The 20,437-nt window shown below is 43.5% G+C and carries 18 protein-coding genes; 17 read left to right on the top strand and 1 reads right to left on the bottom strand.

Annotated features, from left to right (window positions below):
• Window positions 1-4 precede the first annotated feature (4 nt).
• From EUBREC_RS13095 to EUBREC_RS13085, 3 genes are all read left to right on the top strand, one after another.
• Complete coding sequence (locus EUBREC_RS13095) at window positions 5-949, top strand: 3'-5' exoribonuclease YhaM family protein (protein WP_012743669.1); 945 nt, start codon at window positions 5-7, stop codon at window positions 947-949.
• Between the two features lie 112 nt (window positions 950-1,061).
• The gene (gene rlmD / locus EUBREC_RS13090; RefSeq protein ID WP_012743668.1) at window positions 1,062-2,543 is read left to right on the top strand and encodes a 23S rRNA (uracil(1939)-C(5))-methyltransferase RlmD; all 1,482 of its coding nucleotides are present in this window, start codon (window positions 1,062-1,064) and stop codon (window positions 2,541-2,543) included.
• A gap of 107 nt (window positions 2,544-2,650) precedes the next feature.
• Window positions 2,651-4,429: a diguanylate cyclase domain-containing protein gene (locus tag EUBREC_RS13085; RefSeq protein WP_012743667.1), complete on the top strand. Its 1,779-nt coding sequence runs from the start codon at window positions 2,651-2,653 to the stop codon at window positions 4,427-4,429.
• 61 nt (window positions 4,430-4,490) lie between these two features.
• Here EUBREC_RS13085 and EUBREC_RS13080 read toward each other — a convergent pair whose 3' ends face one another.
• Window positions 4,491-5,774: a dihydroorotase gene (locus tag EUBREC_RS13080; RefSeq protein WP_012743666.1), complete on the bottom strand. Its 1,284-nt coding sequence runs from the start codon at window positions 5,772-5,774 to the stop codon at window positions 4,491-4,493.
• A gap of 568 nt (window positions 5,775-6,342) precedes the next feature.
• On the opposite strand from EUBREC_RS13080, the gene EUBREC_RS13075 reads away from it, so the two are divergent.
• From EUBREC_RS13075 to EUBREC_RS13015, 14 genes are all read left to right on the top strand, one after another.
• Complete coding sequence (locus EUBREC_RS13075) at window positions 6,343-6,726, top strand: VOC family protein (protein ID WP_012743664.1); 384 nt, start codon at window positions 6,343-6,345, stop codon at window positions 6,724-6,726.
• Between the two features lie 36 nt (window positions 6,727-6,762).
• Window positions 6,763-8,016: a Wadjet anti-phage system protein JetD domain-containing protein gene (locus EUBREC_RS13070; RefSeq protein WP_012743663.1), complete on the top strand. Its 1,254-nt coding sequence runs from the start codon at window positions 6,763-6,765 to the stop codon at window positions 8,014-8,016.
• A gap of 118 nt (window positions 8,017-8,134) precedes the next feature.
• Entirely contained in the window at window positions 8,135-8,779 is a 645-nt protein-coding gene (locus EUBREC_RS18215) for a hypothetical protein (protein ID WP_012743662.1), read from the top strand.
• Between the two features lie 39 nt (window positions 8,780-8,818).
• Window positions 8,819-9,391 carry a hypothetical protein gene (locus EUBREC_RS18210; RefSeq protein WP_330367707.1) on the top strand — a complete coding sequence of 191 codons (573 nt, stop codon included), beginning with the start codon at window positions 8,819-8,821 and terminating at the stop codon, window positions 9,389-9,391.
• Between the two features lie 488 nt (window positions 9,392-9,879).
• Window positions 9,880-10,659 carry a ZIP family metal transporter gene (locus EUBREC_RS13060; protein WP_012743660.1) on the top strand — a complete coding sequence of 260 codons (780 nt, stop codon included), beginning with the start codon at window positions 9,880-9,882 and terminating at the stop codon, window positions 10,657-10,659.
• An 868-nt stretch (window positions 10,660-11,527) separates the two neighbouring features.
• Window positions 11,528-12,214 (top strand): F0F1 ATP synthase subunit A, encoded by a 687-nt coding sequence (locus EUBREC_RS13055; protein WP_012743659.1) that lies wholly within the window; start codon window positions 11,528-11,530, stop codon window positions 12,212-12,214.
• 137 nt (window positions 12,215-12,351) lie between these two features.
• Window positions 12,352-12,582, top strand: a complete 231-nt coding sequence (gene atpE, locus EUBREC_RS13050; RefSeq protein WP_012743658.1) for an ATP synthase F0 subunit C — start codon at window positions 12,352-12,354, stop codon at window positions 12,580-12,582.
• 55 nt (window positions 12,583-12,637) lie between these two features.
• Window positions 12,638-13,090: a F0F1 ATP synthase subunit B gene (gene atpF / locus EUBREC_RS13045; RefSeq protein ID WP_012743657.1), complete on the top strand. Its 453-nt coding sequence runs from the start codon at window positions 12,638-12,640 to the stop codon at window positions 13,088-13,090.
• A complete protein-coding gene (gene atpH, locus EUBREC_RS13040) occupies window positions 13,068-13,586 on the top strand; it encodes an ATP synthase F1 subunit delta (RefSeq protein ID WP_012743656.1) in 519 nt (172 codons plus the stop codon). The genes atpF and atpH overlap by 23 nt, the downstream gene beginning before the upstream one ends.
• Window positions 13,583-15,091, top strand: a complete 1,509-nt coding sequence (gene atpA / locus EUBREC_RS13035; RefSeq protein WP_012743655.1) for a F0F1 ATP synthase subunit alpha — start codon at window positions 13,583-13,585, stop codon at window positions 15,089-15,091. Before atpH ends, atpA begins: the two co-directional genes overlap by 4 nt.
• Before the next feature lie 11 nt (window positions 15,092-15,102).
• On the top strand, window positions 15,103-15,993 hold the full coding sequence (gene atpG, locus EUBREC_RS13030; protein ID WP_012743654.1) for an ATP synthase F1 subunit gamma: 891 nt from the start codon (window positions 15,103-15,105) through the stop codon (window positions 15,991-15,993).
• An 8-nt stretch (window positions 15,994-16,001) separates the two neighbouring features.
• Window positions 16,002-17,393: a F0F1 ATP synthase subunit beta gene (gene atpD, locus EUBREC_RS13025; protein ID WP_012743653.1), complete on the top strand. Its 1,392-nt coding sequence runs from the start codon at window positions 16,002-16,004 to the stop codon at window positions 17,391-17,393.
• Between the two features lie 23 nt (window positions 17,394-17,416).
• A complete protein-coding gene (atpC, locus tag EUBREC_RS13020) occupies window positions 17,417-17,830 on the top strand; it encodes an ATP synthase F1 subunit epsilon (RefSeq protein WP_012743652.1) in 414 nt (137 codons plus the stop codon).
• Between the two features lie 123 nt (window positions 17,831-17,953).
• Window positions 17,954-20,230, top strand: coding sequence for a GGDEF and EAL domain-containing protein (locus EUBREC_RS13015; protein WP_012743651.1), 2,277 nt, complete (start codon window positions 17,954-17,956; stop codon window positions 20,228-20,230).
• Window positions 20,231-20,437: the final 207 nt, after the last annotated feature.

The raw sequence follows: 20,437 nt of genomic DNA, 5'->3' as shown, positions 1-20,437 counted from the left end.
ATATATGAAGTATATTTCAACTCTCCGCGAGGGAGAGAGAATCAATGAGATTTTTTTATGCAAGAGCAAGCAGACAGCCATGACCAAAAGCGGAAAGCCTTATGACAATGTTATCCTGCAGGATAAGACAGGTACGCTGGATGCCAAGATATGGGATGTGGGCTCAGTAGGCATTGAGGAATTTGATGCAATGGATTACATAGCCATAACCGGTGATATCACAAGCTTTCAGGGCAATTTGCAGTGTTCCATAAAGCGTGCGAGAAAGGTAAACGAGGGAGAATATGACCCTGCGGATTATCTGCCGGTCAGCGATAAGGATGTCGAGGTCATGTATAAGGAACTCATGGGCTTTATCGGTTCTGTAAAGAATCAGTACCTGTCACAGCTCTTACATAGCTTTTTTGACAATAAGGAGTTTGAGCGCCGTTTCAAGTTCCATTCAGCAGCAAAGAGCGTGCACCACGGCTTTGTAGGAGGTCTTTTGGAGCATACACTCGGTGTGACGAAGAACTGTGATTATTTTGCAAAAATGTATCCGGTTTTAAACCGTGACCTGCTTCTTACAGCAGCTATTTTCCATGATATCGGAAAATTAAAGGAGCTTTCTACTTTCCCGGAAAATGACTATACAGACGCTGGTCAGCTCCTCGGACATATCATGATCGGTGCAGAGTGGGTAGGCGATGCGATTAAGAGCATCGACGGCTTCCCGGTAGTGCTCGCAAACGAGCTGAAGCACTGTATACTTGCCCACCACGGCGAGCTTGAGTTTGGCTCTCCGAAAAAGCCGGCACTTGTCGAGGCACTTGCACTTAGCTTTGCAGACAACATAGATGCCAAGATGGAGACCTTCAGGGAGCTGCTTGTAAATGTGCCTGAAAACGATACAAAGTGGCAGGGCTACAACAGATTTATGGAGACAAATTTCCGCAGAACAAGTGTGTAAAAAGGCGGACGATATTAAATATAGCTATGGTGTGATTTTTGGTGTGAAAGCTTGCGCCGGATACAAACATTATAAAGAGTAATTATATATATAAAATAAAGAAGAGAAAAGCATGAAAAAAAATGACATATTTGAACTTGAAATAACAGATATGGGAACAGATGGCGAGGGTATCGGACATTATGATGGCATGACCTTTTTCGTAAAGGATGCACTGATTGGTGACGTCATAACAGCCCGCGCAACAAAATTAAAGAAAAACTATGGCTACGCAAGAGTGGAAGAGATTAAGACCCCTTCCACTTTTCGCGTTGAGCCGCAATGTGAGCTGCACAAGAGGTGTGGCGGCTGCCAGATACAGGCGCTCTCTTATGAAAAGCAGCTTGAATTTAAAAATAATAAGGTGCGCAACAATCTCATGCGTATAGGTGGATTTTCCGAGGCAAAGCTGGACAGTAAAATGCAGCCGCCTGTTGGCACAGACAATCCATATCGCTACCGCAACAAGGCACAGTTTCCGGTGGGATATGACAGGGATGGCAATATAGTGACAGGCTTTTATGCATCGCGAAGCCACAATATCATCCCAGTTGAGGACTGCAGGCTTGGGGTGCCGCAAAACAAAGAGATACTGGATATCATAAAGGAATGGATGAATGAGTGTGGCATCACGCCGTATGACGAGAACACACACAAAGGGCTCGTGCGCCATGTGCTTATCAGATATGGATTTACATCAAAGCAGATTATGGTGTGTCTTGTGATAAATGGGGACAGTCTTGAAGCAAAACGCCGAGCCGGGAATGCAGCAGATATACTGTGCGAAAGACTCTCAAAAATCGATGGAATGACTTCGATTTCTTACAATATCAACAAGGAAAACACAAATGTCATCCTCGGCAAAAAGACAGTCTGCATATGGGGCAGACCATATATTGAGGACACCATCCATCTGCTTTCTTACCCTGATTTCACACCACAGGGGACAGGCATCACATATCAGATTTCGCCACAGTCGTTCTATCAGGTAAACCCGAAGCAGACAGAAAAGCTTTACAGCACGGCACTTGCATTTGCAGGGCTCACAGGAAATGAAAATGTCTGGGATCTCTACTGTGGTATCGGTACCATATCGCTCTTTTTGTCACAGAAGGCAAAGCAGGTGTACGGAGTGGAAATAGTGCCTCAGGCAATCGAGGATGCCAAAAACAATGCGAAGCTCAATGGCATCACAAATGCACAGTTTTTCGTAGGAAAGGCTGAGGATGTGCTGCCACAGTTTTATGAGAATGCAAAGAAAAAAGAGAATATCACTGATGATACAGCATCCACCGGACATACAGATATGCTTCGCCCGGATGTGATAGTCGTTGACCCGCCAAGAAAGGGCTGTGATGAGAAGTGCCTGGACACAATGCTTGCGATGTCACCGGAGAGGATTGTATATGTGAGCTGCGATTCGGCAACATTGGCAAGGGATTTGAAGATACTCTGTGAAGAGAAGTATGAACTCATGAAGTGGCAGGCATTTGATCAGTTTTCTCATACGACGCATGTAGAAAGTATTTGCCTCCTCGAGCGGGTGAGCAACTGAAAAATATTGATATGAACTAAGTAAATTTATAGACATTTTCTTATCGTAAAGCTATAATATTAAAATCATATAGAACAGATAGACATTGATTTTAGAAAGTGATACAAATGAAAAAGCTAAAAAAGAGATTCATTATTCCGGCAGTGGTATTTATATTGGGCATGTGTGCGTTAATCGGCGCTATATATGTAGTCGGCAAGAGTCAGGAACAGCAGAACAGGACAAATGCAAAGCTCAATGCGATGACATATACGGAGCGTATATATGGCGAGCTTATGGAGGGAATAGGAGTTACCGATAGCTTAAAGCAGGTTGTCATAAGTGGTGATGGAAATATAAATAGGTTTTATGATATTGCAGCAAATATGATGGACGATTCGATTCAGAGTATACAGATAGCACCGAATGGAGTTGTGACTGAAATATATCCGGAGGAGAGTAATGAATCCAGTAAGATTGATCTGATAAATGATAGTGACAGGGGAGAGATTTCGCGCTATGCGAGGGATAATGACACTGTAATTATGCAGGGACCATTGGAGCTGAAGCAGGGCGGATATGGTATAGCAGTGCGCAATCCGGTTTATTTGGAGAATGAAAATGGTCAGAAGAGCTTTTGGGGCTTCACAATTGTTATACTGAAAGTTCCGGAAATTTTTTCTGAATCTGTAGAGGCTCTTTCCAGTTTTGGATATAAGTACAGTCTGCAGAAGTTTGCTTCGCCGTGGGATGATACGTATGAGTGGGTTTACGGTTCAAAGGAAGAGTTGAACAATCCGGTGATATATGACTTTAACGTGTATGGATACAAGTGGAGGCTTGAGATTTTACCCAAGAGTGGGTTTTACAATAACAGATATCTGCTATATCTGTTCATCGGAGGTGGAGTTATTGTCCTGCTTTTGGCAGGGCTTACAGCAGCGTTGATTTCAATCAATGAGAACAGGAAGAATTTCAAGAGACTGGCTGTGACCGATGCACTGACCGGTATCTACAACAGGCACGGTTTTGATGAGCAGGTTGAGCAATATATGAGACAGAATCCGCAAAAGCATTGTGTTGTGGCAATGCTTGATATTGACGATTTCAAGCTGGTCAACGATGTGTATGGACATGCGGCAGGTGATGGTGCACTGCAGAAGCTTGCAGAGAGCATGAAGCAATATTTTTCAAAGGATGTTATACTAGGCAGAAACGGAGGCGATGAGTTTAGCATTTTTATGCCGGATTGCACGGTAGAGGAGGTTAAGCCTTTTCTTAAGAAGTTTACAGGAGAAACCAAGAAATTTTATTGTAAAGGTGAAGAACATACATTTACCATTTCACTGGGCTTTGCGGAGTATCCTGTTTTGGCTGATGACCGTTCACAGCTCATGCGGTGTGCGGATATGGCACTTTATGAGGTGAAAATGCGTGGGAAGAACGGCTGCATGGCATACCGTGAGGGGGAGCGTATAAAGAGCCGTGCGAAGCTTGGATTTGCCGTGAAAGATATTATTGACAATATGCCGGGTGCTTTCATTGTTTACAGGGCAGATAAAGAAAATGATGAGATTCTGCTTGCAAACAGCGAGCTGCTTCGGCTTACAGGCTGTAAAAACATGGATGAGCTGCTTGCATATACAGGTAAGAGCTTCTGCAATCTGATACGCCCGGATGAACAGGAAAGCTGTCAAAAAAGCATATGGTCGCAGATTAACGGAGGACACTCAAATGATTATATTTTCTTTCATATGCGAAAAGCAGACGGCACATATATTTCAGTGCTCAATCACGGCAGGATAGTGGATTCAGTGCATAATGGCAGAGTATTTTATGTGATGATTATGGACTTAAAGTCACTGCAGAGGCACTATGGAGACTGCCTGGAGCTGGTGGAGAAGTAGAAATAAGCAGATTGTGGACATATGAGTTCACAATCTGCTTTTTTAATAGTGCATACACAATTTATTTATCCGAATAAATCACATTTCCACCGCATACGGTGTATTTAACCTTTCCGGTCAGTTCCATGCCGGTGAAAGGTGTGTTTGATGATTTTGATGCATATTCGCATGGTACCCATTTTTCGTCAGGATCAAAGATGACAAAATCTGCAGCAGCACCCTCTGAGATAGTACCGTAAGGCATGTGGTACAGCCTGGCAGGATTGATAGTCATCTTTTCCAAAAGCTCAAGCATGCTCAGATGGCCCGGTTTGACAAGGCTTGTGATACCAAGAGCAAGAGATGTCTCAAGACCGATGATACCGCTTGGAGCTTCGGTTACAGGCTTTGATTTTTCCTCAGTGCTGTGAGGCGCATGATCTGTTGCGATAAGGTCTATTGTGCCATCGATAAGTCCCTCTATAATCTTTTGACGGTCTGCTTCAGTGCGCAGAGGCGGATTCATCTTGGCAAGGGTGCCGTGCTCTAAGACAGCATCCTCAGTCAGCGTGAAGTGATGTGGAGTGGCCTCGGCATGGAGCCTTGCACCAAGCTTTTTGTAGGTGCGGACTATATCAACAGATACACCGGAGCTGATGTGCTGTATTACAACATCAGCACCACTGCGCAGCGCAAGCAGACAGTCTCTTGCGACAAGGGCTTCCTCAGCGATGGATGGTGAGCCGTAGATACCGAGAGCGTCAGATATTTTTCCATGGTTGATGCCGTTGTTTTTGATAAATGCAGGGTCCTCCTCATGGAGACTTATCGGCATATCCAGCTTTGCAGCATTTTGCATGGCTCTGTAGCAGAAAGCGGCATTTGTAAGCGGGATGCCGTCATCGGTAAAGCCACATGCTCCGGCTTCCTTTAAAGCTGCCATGTCAACCTCATCCTGTCCTTTGAGGGAGTGCGATATTGCAGCGGCCTGATACATACGGATTTTTTCCTGCTTTCCACGTGTGAGGTTGTCCTTTAGAGTATCCACATTGTCCACTGTAGGCTTTGTGTTTGCCATGCATACAACAGTTGTGAAGCCACCCTTTGCGGCAGCCAGGGAACCGGTGTGGATATCCTCCTTGTATGTGAAGCCCGGATCACGGAAATGCACATGTGTGTCGATAAGTCCCGGTCCGACAATCATTCCGGATGCATCTATTATTTCTTCTTTTTCAGTTGCAGCAGCGTCTGACGCACATGAGATGTCAGGTGATATTTTTACTATTTTCCCATCTTTTACAAGTATATCCATATGTTCGTAGAGACCTGAAGCAGGGTCTGCTATAATGCCGTTTTTTATTATCATGATAATCCTCCTGTAGATTGTACTTATTTTCTGATACTATGAGTATATAGTATAATGAAGCGTACGAATTTGCAAATAAATTTCGTAATTGTTCAGTGCCTTCATAGCTGCGTGGCCGCAATCATAATCGTCTGTATATATGGACAATAGAAAATTTTATAGATATAATATGATTTAAGGGATCCTGAATTGGATACCTTTTGACTCTCACATCATTTTACTAAGTAGGACTAAATTGACATAATGTACAATAGCCATAGGTTGATAGCATAGTAGGCAGGCACTGGGGAGCTGTAATTCCTAAAACTTTTAAAACAGCATCCAAAATTCAGCCCAAAGGCCGGAAAAATTGCGAGAAAAGTAGCTGAAACTGCAGAAATCTCCAAAACAGCTCCTAAAATTCAGCCCAAAAGCCGGAAAAATAGCGAGAAAAGTAGCTGAAACCGCAGAAATCTCCAAAACAGCTCCTAAAATTCAGCCCAAAAGCCGGAAAAATAGCGGGAAAAAGTAGCTGAAATCACTATAAATCACAAAACAGCTCCAAATAATTGATAAAGGGAGAAAAACAATGAGCTTAATAAAAGGTATACATCACGTATCAATGAAGTGCAGCAGCACAGAGGAATATGAAAAGACAATAGATTTCTACAAAAACATTCTGGGAATCCCGGTCGCAAGGGAATGGCAGGCAGGAATCATGCTTGATACCGGAAACGGAATTGTTGAGATTTTTAACGATGGAGATGATGCACCGGGCAAAGGTGTGATTCGTCATTTCGCATTCGCAACAGATGATGTGGATGCGTGTGTAGAGGCTGTAAAAGCAGCAGGATACGAGGTATTTATTGAGCCGAAGGATATAGAAATCGCATCAACACCGGTATTTCCGGCGCGCATAGCATTCTGCAAAGGACCACTTGGCGAGGAAATCGAGCTGTTTGAGGAAAAGTGATAGGACGTATTAATTGTTTTACAGGGGTATTATGCTATGGGAAAAACTCCAATTAAGCACACGCTTGCAGGCTATATTATAAAAAAAACAGACACCGAAGGATACCGGTCAGGAAAACTAACCGGAGAAAAACATTTTAACAAAATAACAGAAATGATGGAATTTGTTGGTGGACGCCGGAAACTAATCGATCAGGCAAGGTTCATAGAGAATAATACACAAGCAGGCCACGATGGGAAGATAAGAATTAGTTGGATTCAGGTCAACAGCGATATTAAAAAAATTGATTGTGATGTCAGCAGCATACCGGAGCTGTGTCGGATTGAGGGTGTTGAGGATTCAAGAGCAAAACAGCTAAGATTGATAGAGTCTGTAAAGCAGTGGAAATCAGAGGTTGGTGACTGCGATTGGATATGCAGATATTATGATGATATTTTGGGGCGTCTGGAAGCCGGAAAGAGTGTCACAGAGGCTGAGGAGGATATGCGTTTTAAGTGTATCAATGCTATAACAAGAATAAAGGAACCTGTGTGGGAGCGTGTTTTTAGTGCAAATGTTTTTAAAGATTCAAAGAAATTTGAAAAATGCTATCGACAAAAGATGGTATCAATTCTGACTAAATATTCTCCATATTATGAGAAGGATATGGAGGATTATGATACAGAGGGAGAGGAAGATGATGCCAAAGAGGATAAAAAGAAGTCGGGGCTTGAAATTTTGAAGATGCATGGCATTATGTCATATGCACAGACAATGGAATGGAAGGGACCATTGTCATATAGAATTGATGATACATGTGTTATTGATACGTCAAAGCAGATTTATGGAACCATTATTAATACGCAGACACTTGAGCATGCAAGTCCGGTTTCGCTTGCAGGATGCAAAAGAATTATGACCATAGAAAATAAGGCTAACTATGAAAGTATGCAATATGATGAGAATACCTTGTATGTTTTTTGTCATGGTTATTTTACTCCTAAGGAAGTGTATTTTCTAAAGAAATTAAGCCTTATTGTATCTAAGGAATGTGAGTTCCTCCATTGGGGAGATATGGATTTTGGCGGGATAAGCATATTCTTGTTTATTAAGGATAGAATTTTTGAAAAACTAATGCCTTATAGAATGGGGGTAGCGGATTTTGAGGAAGCATTAAAAAAAGACGCTGGAATACCACTTAAGGCTTCAACTAGGGAAAAACTGCAAAAAAAGGATGCAGGATTGCTTGCTGAATTAAAAGAAGCAATTCTTGAATCGGATAAAACAATAGAGCAGGAAAGGCTCTTATGAGGCTGATTCGGAAAACTCTAAATACACATATATATTTGACAAATTATTAGAATGTGATTCATTCGCACAGCATACCTCCTTCGTGCATACAATAGCATGAAGGAGGTATGTTTGTATTATGAATCCATTTAAAATGAGGCCGGAGAGAACCGGCGATTTATTTGTTGACTGGGAGAAATTCTGGGTAAAACCATATAACAAAAATGAGGTAAATCCGTATACAAGGACGAGAATCATATTGATGAATGGTACAGAATTTGAAAACGTGTGGTTTTCACATCAGTTTTCAAGAAGCGTAGGTGATGATGAGCTTAGACGAAAGCTTGCATACATCAGGAAAAGTGAGCAACAGCAGCAGAAAATACTAACACATCTAAAGCCAGCAGATGAGTCGGCATTGGAGCACACCATAGGCTACGAGCAGCTTGCGGTTGATCTGACTGCGCATCTTGCAAAACGAGTAAATGACAAAAATATTAAGTCGGCGCTCGATTTTGCGTTACTTGAGGACTTTGATCATTTGTACCGCTATGCAGATTATCTTGATTTTACAACAGGTGAGCACGCAGAGAAGCTTGTCGGAGGCTATACGGAAATCACACCGGGCAGACCGACTATTTCACACCACAGGCATCCATATGATTCAATACGATATCCGATGACGGATAAATGCCCTGCGACAATGGATGTGCTGGCTGCAAACGTAATCACAGCAGCAGAACAGCAGACTATGAACTACTATATGAACACAGCGGCACTTTGACCGGATGAGATGGGACGCAGGCTATATCAGGAAATCGGAATGGTCGAGGAACAGCATGTCACACAGTATGGCAGCCTGTTGAAGCCATGCATGAGCCGCCTTGAAAATCTCCTTGTGCATCAGTATGTCGAGTGCTGGCTGTATTGGAGCTGTTATGAAACGGAGACGGATACAAGAATACGTGGCATATGGCAGTTTATGTTTGAACAGGAGCTTAAGCATCTGCATATTGCACTTGAGCTGCTAAGACAGTACGAGAAAAAGGATTGGCAGGAGGTTATCCCTGACGCTGAGTTCCCGGCTCCTCTTGTGCTGGAGAGCAATATTGAGTATGTCAGGTGTGTGCTTGGCAGTACGGTAAACGACACAGCATGTCGTGAAAGGTATGTGGATGTAAGAAACAATGCTCCTGAAACATTTATCAGATATCAGCGCATGGTCAATGACCCGGTAAGAAATGTAATGAGCCATACCTTTATTGAGGATTATATCCGCAAAAACGGGGAGGATTATCGCTTTGAGGTGGCGCCAAATCCGGTGCCGGAGCTTCGTGACCGTACAAAGGATAATATATGTGTGGGAAGACAGCCTCTTTGCAGGAATCGGTATTAGAAGCCATTTTATATGCCATCTGTGGCATGTGATACCCGGCCCTGACGTTTTGTCAGGGCATTGCTGTGCAAAGAAGTATAACTCGACTGTATCTAAGCTATGGAGCAGCTTGTAATCGTTGCCGGTCACACTGTTAGGTGTGAACAGTAACGAGTAAGGCTCACAGAAGCCGGTTGACGAAATTATATAGGTGTATTAAACTGTAATCGAGTTAGAGAAGACTAATTACTTGCAGCTGTTTTACATTAAGTGGTTTTGAATATTCAGTTACTGCAAAAGGATATACGAAACGATATAAGAAATAATATGTTGAATAATAAAATATTCAAACTTCCCATATTTTATTTTGTGATACCGGCCTAGCATACAGTGTATTCCTCATATTTTTTTCTTCGGAACAACTGTATACTCTCCGGTAAATATAGTTTTATATATGGGAAGTTTGTGTAAAATAGAAAAACCGCAGAACAGCAGAATAGGAGGCAACCATGATTACATCAACCATATTAGGTTTATTAATACCATTTATAGGCACGTCGCTCGGTGCGGCATGTGTACTTTTTATGAAAAATGAGCTTTCCGTAAAGACCACAAAAATGCTCAGTGGCTTTGCAGCAGGCGTAATGATTGCGGCATCAGTCTGGAGTCTTCTGATTCCGGCACTTGAGCAGTCACAGAGCCTTGGAAAAATGCAGTTCGTCCCGGCAGTAGCAGGCTTTATGCTTGGAATGTTTTTCCTATTGATACTGGATACAATCACACCACATATGCATCTCGATAATTCAGTTGAGGGTCCAAAGAGCAATTTAAGCAGACAGACAATGATGGTGCTTGCAGTTACATTACATAATATACCGGAGGGCATGGCAGTCGGAGTGCTCTACGCAAGCTGGATATCAGGAAACACCACCATCACGAGGGCAGCAGCTCTTTCACTGGCAATCGGAATAGCTATACAGAATTTCCCGGAGGGCGCAATCATATCCATGCCATTACATAGCACAGGAAGCTCAAAGCTAAGAGCCTTTGTATACGGAGTACTGTCGGGAATAGTCGAGCCGATAGCGGGAATACTTACGATACTTGCCATCGGAATAATAGAGCCGGTGATGCCGTACCTGCTAAGCTTCGCCGCCGGAGCCATGATATATGTAGTCATAGAAGAACTCGTGCCGGAAATGTCAGAAGGAGGTCACTCAAACCGCGCCACCATAGCATTTATGGTGGGCTTTTGCCTCATGATGACGCTCGATGTGATGCTGGGCTAGGCCAGAGCAAACCCTCGCAAAGAGCAAGAAAATCCAAGCGATCCCGCGGCAACAGCCGAGGGGAAAGCGTAAAAGAATAACAAACACGCACAGAGCGAGCCCGCGGCAGCAGCCGAGGGGAAGCGTAAAAGAATAACAAACATGCACAGAGCGAGCCCGCGGCAATAGCCGTGGGCAAAGCGACAAAAAGGTAAATAGAGCCATAGCGTGAGGAACCCGGGCGGCAGGCACACACAGGCTCGGGAGGGCGAATAGCGAAGCTGCCTAGATACTGTAGAAATTATGCCCACGAAGCACAGAAATGCCCAGCCAAGGACGGCTGGGCAAGGCGTTATGCGCCATGGACGGCGCATAAAAGCCGGTTTCGTCAAGCAAAGAAACCCTGCAAGCATAATTTCGTACAGAATCTTGGCAGCGTAGCGTAGCCCACCCGAGCCTGTGTGTGCCTGCCGCCCGGGTTCCGTCCCATAGCCACAACCCCGCAAGTCAAATGAATTGTGAAAAACTGTGAAAAAAAGGGAAATTCTTCCCAAATTATTTGGAAATTTTTAATAAAACGCAAATAAAAATAAAATAAATCTAAACGTCCCCAAAACGCAATAGAAAAACTGCACAAAAATAAAAACATAAATTGTTGAAAATGTATAAAAAGCTAACTAAAAAATGTGAAACTTTGCCAGCCAAACAATATAAAAACGAAACGTTGACTTTATAAAACGATGTGACTAAAATCAAGTACAACGATAGTTGCTTCTTATTAAATCAAGATCAAACAAACATCAAAGGTCAGACAAAACACATCTTGAGTTATTAAGAAACAATTTGCGTATCAAATTTCATATAGCAAAAAAGAAAGGAGGTAACGCAGATGGATGCTCTGGTAGATGGACTGTTAGAGGAACTCAATTGTGACGTGGTATTCAAGATACCGATATTCGGAGGCATACCCATATACGAGTCGGTAGTAGTCACATGGATAATAATGGCAGCGGTATTTTTACTGTGCTTTTTTCTCGGCAGAAATCTTTCAGTTGAAAATCCCGGACGCAGACAGGTAGCCGTAGAGGCAGGAGTCAAATTCCTTAATGATTTCTTCAGTGAGACACTCGGAGAAAAAGGAAAGGATTACATACCATATCTGGCAACAGTAATCATCTATATAGGAATAGCAAACCTGATAGGATTACTTGGCTTCAAACCGCCGACAAAGGATATGAACGTCACCGCAGCACTCGCTGTAATGAGCATAGTTCTTATCGAGGTGGCAGGAATCAGGGCAAAGGGCACCAAAAGGTGGCTTAAAAGCTTTGCAGAGCCAATGCCGGTAATACTACCTATCAATATCCTTGAGATCTTTATCAAACCATTATCGCTGTGTATGCGATTATTTGGAAACGTCCTTGGTTCATTCGTAATCATGGAGCTTTTAAAGATGGTCGTACCGGCAATCGTCCCGGCAGTATTCAGTTGTTATTTTGATATCTTTGATGGACTTATACAGGCATATGTATTTGTATTCCTGACAGGACTTTTCATCAAGGAGGCAACCGAGTAAGAAGACCTGATGAGGCATGAAACACCACATCATTTAATTTCACATCGTAAGCATGGAAAATGTAACCTCGCTTACAAAAGAAACAAAATAATTGCTAACCAAAAGAAAGCATATAAGCAAGAAAAGGAGAACACATTATGTCATCAACATTATTAGTAGCAATCGGAGCTGGAATCGCAGTATTAACAGGAATCGGAGCCGGACTTGGAATCGGTAAGGCAACAAGCAGCGCAGTAGACGCAATCGCAAGACAGCCGGAGGCTGAGAGCAAAATCTCTAAATCACTTCTTTTAGGATGTGCCCTTGCAGAGGCAACAGCTATTTACGGTTTCGTTATCGCATTACTTATCATCCTCTTCCTTAAATAATCAGGCAGCGTAACTGACAGTTACAACCAGGTGAAACAGAAAGGAAGGTAGAGCAATGTTAAAAATTGATCCATGGAACATAATATGGACAGTAGTCAATCTGCTTTTCCTGTACTGGATATTTAAGAAATTCCTCTTTGACCGCGTGATGGGTGTGATCAATCAGAGAGACGAAATGATTCAGAAGCAGTTCTCGGAAGCAAAGAAGAGTCAGGACGATGCAGAAAGCTTAAAGAGCGACTATAAAAAGAAGCTCGAGAGTGCAAAGACTCAGGCAGACCAGATAATCCTCGATGCCAGGGCAAGAGCCGAGGCAGAGCAGGAGAAGGCTCTTGAGAGAACCAGACAGGAAGCAGACAGTATGCTTGAAAAAGCAAAAGCGGACATTGCTAGCGAGCAGGATAAGGCAACAAAGGCCGCTGAGGCTGAAATTGCAAAACTTGCCATCTTAGCAGCGAGAAAGATTGTAAAGACAGGTGAAGCTAATGACACAGGCAGCAGTAAATAATGCAATAGTTTTGTACAGGCTGGCTGTAGAGCGTCGTGATGTGGAGGAAGCACAGAGAGTATACTTTGTGACAGAAAAGCTTGCACAGACGCTCGCAAATCCACTTATACCGCTGACCAAAAAGTATGACATCATAGAAAAGGTATACGGATTTGAGAGTGAGCCAAAGCTTATCACAAGCTTCATAAAGGAAATGGTAAAGCTTGGATATGCCGCTGAAATGAATGAAATCTTTGAGGCATATTACAGATACTGGGATGAGAAAAACCATATCATAAGAGCTGAGCTTATCAGTGCAGAGGCCGCAACCGACGAGGAAGCAAATGACGCCAAGGCGCTGCTACAAAGCAAATATCCGGAATATGAAATATCCCTTACACAGAAAGTGGACGAAACACTTTTAGGTGGATATGTGATTAAGACTCTTAATACAGAGTATGACAGAAGCTACGAAGGAAAGCTTCGTGAGCTTGAAAGAAAATTGACCAGGAGGTGACCCCTGTGGGCGCAATCAGTGCAACAGACATAATCTCCATTATCCAGAGCGAGATAGAGAATTTCGACTTCGATACCGAGAGCCGTGAGACCGGCGAGGTAATCTACGTCGGCGACGGAATCGCCACAATATACGGCATCGACCATGCCATGTACGGTGAGATCGTAGTATTCGATAATGGAGTAAAAGGAATGGTTCAGGATATCCGTCAGAATGAAATCGGAGTAATCCTTTTCGGAAGAGACCACGGAATTCATGAAGGAACCAAAGTAGTAAGAACAAAGAAAAAAGCCGGAATCCCTGTAGGCGAAGGCTTTATCGGCCGAATCATCAATGCTTTAGGTGAGCCTATTGATGGAAAGGGCGATATCAAAGAGGAAGATTACAGACCAATCGAGAATGAGGCACCGGGTATCGTGGACAGAAAGTCAGTAGATACTCCACTTGAGACAGGAATCCTCTCAATCGATTCAATGTTCCCAATCGGACGTGGACAGCGAGAGCTTATCATCGGTGACCGTCAGACAGGAAAGACATCAATTGCCACAGATACCATCATCAACCAGAAGGGCAAGGATGTTATCTGTATATATGTAGCAATTGGCCAGAAAGCATCAACAGTAGCAAAAATTGTGTCAACTCTGACAAAACACGGCGCAATGGATTACTCAATCGTGCTTTCATCAACAGCCAGCGATCCTGCATCACTGCAGTATATCGCACCATACGCAGGAACAGCCATGGCAGAGCATTTCATGCATCAGGGCAAGGATGTACTTATCGTATATGATGACCTTTCAAAGCATGCGGTAGCATACAGAGCACTTTCACTGCTGCTCGAGAGATCACCGGGACGTGAGGCATATCCTGGAGACGTATTCTATCTCCACTCAAGACTGCTCGAGAGATCAAGCCGTCTGAGCGATGAGCTTGGCGGAGGTTCAATCACAGCACTCCCAATCATCGAGACACAGGCAGGAGACGTATCAGCATATATCCCTACCAACGTAATATCTATCACAGATGGACAGATATTCCTAGAGAGCAACCTCTTCAACGCAGGTATGAGACCGGCCGTAAACGTAGGTCTTTCAGTATCCCGAGTTGGTGGAGCTGCCCAGACAAAGGCCATGAAGAAGGCATCAGGAAGCATCCGTATCGACCTGGCACAGTACAGGGAGATGGAGGTCTTCACACAGTTTGCATCAGACCTTGACGATGCCACAAAAGCACAGCTTGCACATGGAAAAGCACTTATGGAGCTTTTAAAACAGCCGCTTTGTCATCCGCTGTCACTGCATGAGCAGGTAATGACACTTATAATGGCAAACAATGGTGTGTTTGACACAATTGAGACAAAAGAGGTCAAGAAATATCAGGGCGATATCCTCTCATACATGGATCTTTCTTATCCGGAAATCGGACAGAAAATCGAAGAGAACAGAGCCATTGATGAAGAGCTCGTAAATAAAATCATGGATGCAGTAAAAGAGTATAAAGGGTAACAGGTAGTATTATGGCAAACACGAAGGAAATACAGGATCGAATAAAAAGTATCAATGATACGCTTAAAATCACAAATGCCATGTATATGATTTCTTCTTCGAAGCTGAAAAAGTCCAAAAAGATGCTGGCAGATACAGAGCCGTATTTCTTCACACTGCAATCAGAGATGAGCCGAATACTCAGGCATCTGCCTGATATGGAGGACATCTATTTCAAGACCAACGAGGATAAGCTGCCTGAGGACAGAAAGGTCGGATATATCGTAATCACAGCCGATAAAGGACTTGCGGGCTCATACAACCACAATATCCTGAAAATGGCTGAGGAGCACTTAAAGAATCATCCGAACCATTCACTTTTCGTACTCGGAGAGCTGGGACGTCATTATTTTGAACAGCGTGGAATTGAGATTGAAAAACAGTTCCACTACACAGTTCAGAATCCGACACTCAACCGTGCCAGAAATATTGCAGAAGAAATTTTGGAGCTATATCTACATAACGAGCTGGACGAAGTTTATATTATCTATACCAGCATGATAAATGCGATTCAGGAGGAAACACAGATGTCACAGCTTCTGCCACTGAAAAAGGCAGACTTCACTGTGCAGATTCCTATAGACATACCGAGGGAGGAGCTGGCACTCAAGCCATCGCCTGAGGCAGTCATGGATCGTATCGTACCAAACTACGTTGTTGGATTTGTCTACGGTGCTCTTGTAGAGTCATTTTCATGTGAGCAGAACGCCAGAATGATGGCGATGCAGTCCGCATCAAACAGTGCGAGGGACATGCTTGCAGAGCTTGACATTCTTTACAACCGTGCCAGACAGGCAGCGATTACACAGGAGATTACAGAGGTAATAGCCGGTGCTAAATCGCAGAAGAAAAAGAGAAAGTAGGCTTTTTGATGAAAACAGGAAAAATTATCCAGGTTATGGGTCCTGTTGTCGATGTAGAGTTCGAGGATGAGAACCTGCCGGCAATCAGAGACGCACTAGAAGTTTTAAATGGTGACAAAAAAAGTGTGATGGAAGTCGCACAGCATATTGGAAATAATACAGTACGCTGTATCATGCTTGCTTCCAGTGAGGGACTTCACAGAGATATGGAAGTAACAGCCACAGGCGCCGGCATCAAGACACCTGTCGGAGAGCAGACTCTCGGCAGACTGTTCAACGTGCTCGGTGAAGCTATCGATGGCGGAGCACAGCCTGATACAGAAGAAAAATGGGAAATCCACAGAGAACCACCAACATTTGAGGAGCAGAACCCTGCAGAGGAAATCCTCGAGACAGGTATCAAGGTTATCGACCTCCTTGCCCCATATGCAAAGGGTGGAAAAATCGGACTCTTCGGAGGAGCCGGAGTAGGAAAAACAGTCCTCATCCAGGAGCTCATCAGCAATATCGCAACAGAGCACGGCGGCTACTCAATCTTTACAGGAGTCGGAGAGCGTTCCAGAGAGGGAAATGATCTCTGGACAGAAATGAAGGAATCAGGAGTTCTGGAAAAAACAGCCTTAGTGTTCGGACAGATGAACGAGCCACCAGGAGCACGTATGCGTGTAGCTGAGACAGGACTTACAATGGCAGAGTATTTCAGGGATGAGAAGCACCAGAACGTGCTGCTTTTCATCGACAATATATTCCGTTTCACACAGGCAGGTTCAGAGGTTTCAGCACTTTTAGGACGTATGCCTTCAGCCGTAGGTTATCAGCCTACACTGGCTACTGAGATGGGTGAGCTGCAGGAGAGAATCGCATCTACAAAGAACGGTTCGGTAACATCGGTACAGGCCGTATACGTACCAGCCGATGACCTCACAGACCCGGCTCCGGCTACAACTTTCGCACATCTGGATGCCACAACAGTTCTTTCAAGAAAGATTGTTGAACAGGGTATTTACCCGGCAGTAGACCCGCTTGAGTCTACATCACGTATCCTCGAGCCTGATATCGTAGGCGAGGAGCATTACCAGGTAGCACGAAAGGTACAGGAGATTCTCCAGAAGTACAAGGAGCTGCAGGATATCATCGCAATCCTCGGTATGGAGGAGCTGGCAGATGAGGACAAGGTACTTGTATACAGAGCAAGAAAAATCCAGAAGTTCCTCTCACAGCCATTCCACGTAGCTGAGAACTTCACAGGTATCCAGGGTGTCTATGTGCCTGTAGAGGAGACTATCAAGGGCTTCAAGGCCATCATAGATGGTGAGATGGACGAGTATCCTGAGAACGCATTTTTCAATGTCGGAACAATCGAGGACGTCAAGGAAAAAGCAAAGACTATGCAGCAGTAAAAGCATAAGGAAGGACAAATCGTATGGCAACAAATACATTTTATCTAAAGGTAATAGCTGCTAACAGAGTGTTTTACTCAGGAAGATGTCGTTCCATAATAGTCCCTGAGTTCGATGGCCAGAAGGAAATCCTCGCCCACCACGAGGATATGGTCATAGCCGTCGATGAGGGTGAGATGAGATTCCAGCCGGAGGGCAGTGACAACTGGGAGTACGCGGTAGTGGGAATGGGCTTCGTAGAGATAGTCAACAACCGTGTGACACTGCTTGTCGAGACAGCCGAGCATCCGGAGGAAATCGATATAGCAAGGGCAAGAGAGGCAAAGGAGAGAGCCGAGGAGCAGCTTCGACAGAAGCAGAGTATCCAGGAGTACTATCACTCAAGAGCTTCGCTGGCCCGTGCCATGACACGACTGAAAGCAACTTCAGGAAAATAATAAATGTTAATAAATTACAAAAAAGAGGTTGTGACAACCTCTTTTTTGTTTACATTACACATGAAATGAGTTACAATGGCTATATATAGGTTAGTAATATGGTAATAGAAGACAGGTGGGAATATGAGGATAGTATATGGACTGGGAGTATTGCTGGAAGCAATACTGATTGCACATTGCGCAATCGGTTCCTTTAAAAAACATGACAGACTCGGTAAAAGTGTGTGTATATATGAGACGTTGACATTTGCCTGCGCTATAGTCTTTTTTGTTTTTACATTTGTGCCGGGGCACACTGTTACAGTACTTGCGAAAGGGCTTACTATGGCTCTGTTTGACTGGATGCTCATCGCTCTTATGTTTTATACACAGTATTATACAGGTGCTGTAAAGACCTTCAAGGGAGTGCAGGCTGCTTCCATGATATTTGCGGTGCTGGACACATATATGCTTATAGAGAACACCTGGACTAATAAGATTTTTGATATAGAATCCATAAAAGCTGAGAATATTAAGGTGGTATTCAATAATGACAGCCTATGGTACAGGCTGCATTTTATATTCACATATGCGTTTGTGATTCTGATTATTTTTACATATCTGTATATGATTATCAAATCATCGCGCATGTACAGGGAGGCATATGGGGCTATAGCGGTAGTTATCTTTATCGGCTTTTCGTTTGACATTGCTACTATAGGTTCGGACTCCATATATGACCTCACCATGATTATATATGGTGCTATAGCTATTATCATATATTACCTGACATACAGATATGTGCCGAATGAGCTTATAGAAAATATGCTCTCTCTTGTGGTCCGCGATATGAACAATGGTATCATCTGCTATGACAGAAAGGGCAGGTGCATATATTACAATGACCTGATGGAGGCTATTTACAGGCATGGCGGCAATATGTCTGTTTATGAAAGTAAATATAGTCAGTGGATTGAAAAGCTGGGAGATGACAGAAGGGACAGTATGACCTTCCAGACAACAGATATTGAAATAAACGGTGAAAAGCACTACTTTGAGATTGCCTACAAGCGCATATATGATGAGAGCAATCGCGTTATATGTGATTATTTTGTATACAATGACCGTACACAGATGTATGAGTCGTGGGAGCAGGAAAAGTACAAGGCATCGCATGACAGTCTGACCGGACTTTTGAACCGTGACCAGTTCTATGAGGATGTGCACGATATGGTGAACAAGTATCATGACACAACCTTCTACCTGATTTGCAGCAATATAAAGGATTTCAAATTCATCAATGAGATATTTGGAATGGAGAAGGGCAATCAGGTGCTCTTAAAGCAGGCGAAGCTCATGTCATCAAATCCATCAGAGAGAACTATTTGTGCAAGGCTTATGAATGACCGCTTTGCGCTGTGTCTGCCAAGAGAAGAGTTTGATGAAAAAAGAGTGGCAGATTCAATAAAAGAGCTGCAGCGTGAGTTTTCGGGCAATTCTTTCCATCTGCATACATACATGGGTGTGTATGAGATAAGAGACAGGGATGAGGCTGTCAGCATTATGGTAGACAAGGCTAATATAGCGGCAGACACCATAAAGAATAATTACGACTGCTGTGTGGCATACTATGATGAGCATCTGCTTGAGATATCAATAGAGCAGAGACGTCTGCTCGGTGAATTTGAGCCGGCATTGCAAAATGATGAGTTTGTCATGTACTTACAGCCACAGGTGAAACGTGATGGTGCTGCAAAGGGCGCAGAAGCGCTGGTGCGCTGGGTTCATCCATCAAGAGGCATCCTGACACCGTATGCTTTTATTGATATTTTAGAGAACGCAGGTCTCATTTACAAGCTTGACCTCTATATATGGGAGAAGGCGGCACAAAAGCTTGCAGAGTGGAAGGAAAAAGGCTATGGAAGCTATCATATATCTGTAAATATATCTACAAAGGACTTTTACATCATAGATATATATGAGACCTTTACAGGGCTGATTAATAAATATGGCATAGCAGCGTCCAATCTGCATCTGGAGATTACAGAGACAACGCTGATGACCGATTTTGAGAAGAATATGAATATTATCCACAAGCTTCAGGACGTAGGCTTCAGGGTGGAGATTGATGATTTCGGAAGCGGTTACTCATCACTCAACATGCTAAAGGACATCAGTGCCGATGTGCTGAAAATCGATATGGGCTTCCTTCGCAAATCTGAGAACGAGGTCAAGGGACAGGATATATTAGAGAGTATCATCACGCTTGCAGGCAAGATAGGCATGGACGTCATCACAGAGGGTGTGGAGACGAAAAAGCAGCTGGATATGCTTACAATGATGGGATGTCATGAGTTCCAGGGATATTATTTCTCAAAACCGGTACCGGTATCTGAGTTTGAAGAAAAGTATCTGGTATAGCTATCATGTATATCTATTATGTATATCCAATATATATTTTAGGTATTGTGCAAAATTTAATACACTGTATATTTGGGGCGGGTATTGAAATATCCGCCCTTTTTTTCTATAATAATAAACCGTGTGGATTGCTGTAAATATGTAATTGCTGTGGGGCACACGAGGGTGTGGCAGCTAACAGCGAATATGAGAAAAAGAGGCGAAAAA

This window comes from Agathobacter rectalis ATCC 33656 (assembly GCF_000020605.1).
Classification (GTDB): domain Bacteria; phylum Bacillota; class Clostridia; order Lachnospirales; family Lachnospiraceae; genus Roseburia; species Roseburia rectalis.
This window is presented reverse-complemented; position numbering and strand designations above follow the sequence as displayed.

Coding starts and splice junctions, on each gene's coding strand:
- EUBREC_RS13095 (WP_012743669.1), top strand. CDS start 5: ATGAAGTATATTTCAACTCTCCGCGAGGGAGAGAGAATCAATGAGATT.
- rlmD (WP_012743668.1), top strand. CDS start 1,062: ATGAAAAAAAATGACATATTTGAACTTGAAATAACAGATATGGGAACA.
- EUBREC_RS13085 (WP_012743667.1), top strand. CDS start 2,651: ATGAAAAAGCTAAAAAAGAGATTCATTATTCCGGCAGTGGTATTTATA.
- EUBREC_RS13080 (WP_012743666.1), bottom strand. CDS start 5,774: ATGATAATAAAAAACGGCATTATAGCAGACCCTGCTTCAGGTCTCTAC.
- EUBREC_RS13075 (WP_012743664.1), top strand. CDS start 6,343: ATGAGCTTAATAAAAGGTATACATCACGTATCAATGAAGTGCAGCAGC.
- EUBREC_RS13070 (WP_012743663.1), top strand. CDS start 6,763: ATGGGAAAAACTCCAATTAAGCACACGCTTGCAGGCTATATTATAAAA.
- EUBREC_RS18215 (WP_012743662.1), top strand. CDS start 8,135: ATGAATCCATTTAAAATGAGGCCGGAGAGAACCGGCGATTTATTTGTT.
- EUBREC_RS18210 (WP_330367707.1), top strand. CDS start 8,819: ATGGTCGAGGAACAGCATGTCACACAGTATGGCAGCCTGTTGAAGCCA.
- EUBREC_RS13060 (WP_012743660.1), top strand. CDS start 9,880: ATGATTACATCAACCATATTAGGTTTATTAATACCATTTATAGGCACG.
- EUBREC_RS13055 (WP_012743659.1), top strand. CDS start 11,528: ATGGATGCTCTGGTAGATGGACTGTTAGAGGAACTCAATTGTGACGTG.
- atpE (WP_012743658.1), top strand. CDS start 12,352: ATGTCATCAACATTATTAGTAGCAATCGGAGCTGGAATCGCAGTATTA.
- atpF (WP_012743657.1), top strand. CDS start 12,638: ATGTTAAAAATTGATCCATGGAACATAATATGGACAGTAGTCAATCTG.
- atpH (WP_012743656.1), top strand. CDS start 13,068: ATGACACAGGCAGCAGTAAATAATGCAATAGTTTTGTACAGGCTGGCT.
- atpG (WP_012743654.1), top strand. CDS start 15,103: ATGGCAAACACGAAGGAAATACAGGATCGAATAAAAAGTATCAATGAT.
- atpD (WP_012743653.1), top strand. CDS start 16,002: ATGAAAACAGGAAAAATTATCCAGGTTATGGGTCCTGTTGTCGATGTA.
- atpC (WP_012743652.1), top strand. CDS start 17,417: ATGGCAACAAATACATTTTATCTAAAGGTAATAGCTGCTAACAGAGTG.
- EUBREC_RS13015 (WP_012743651.1), top strand. CDS start 17,954: ATGAGGATAGTATATGGACTGGGAGTATTGCTGGAAGCAATACTGATT.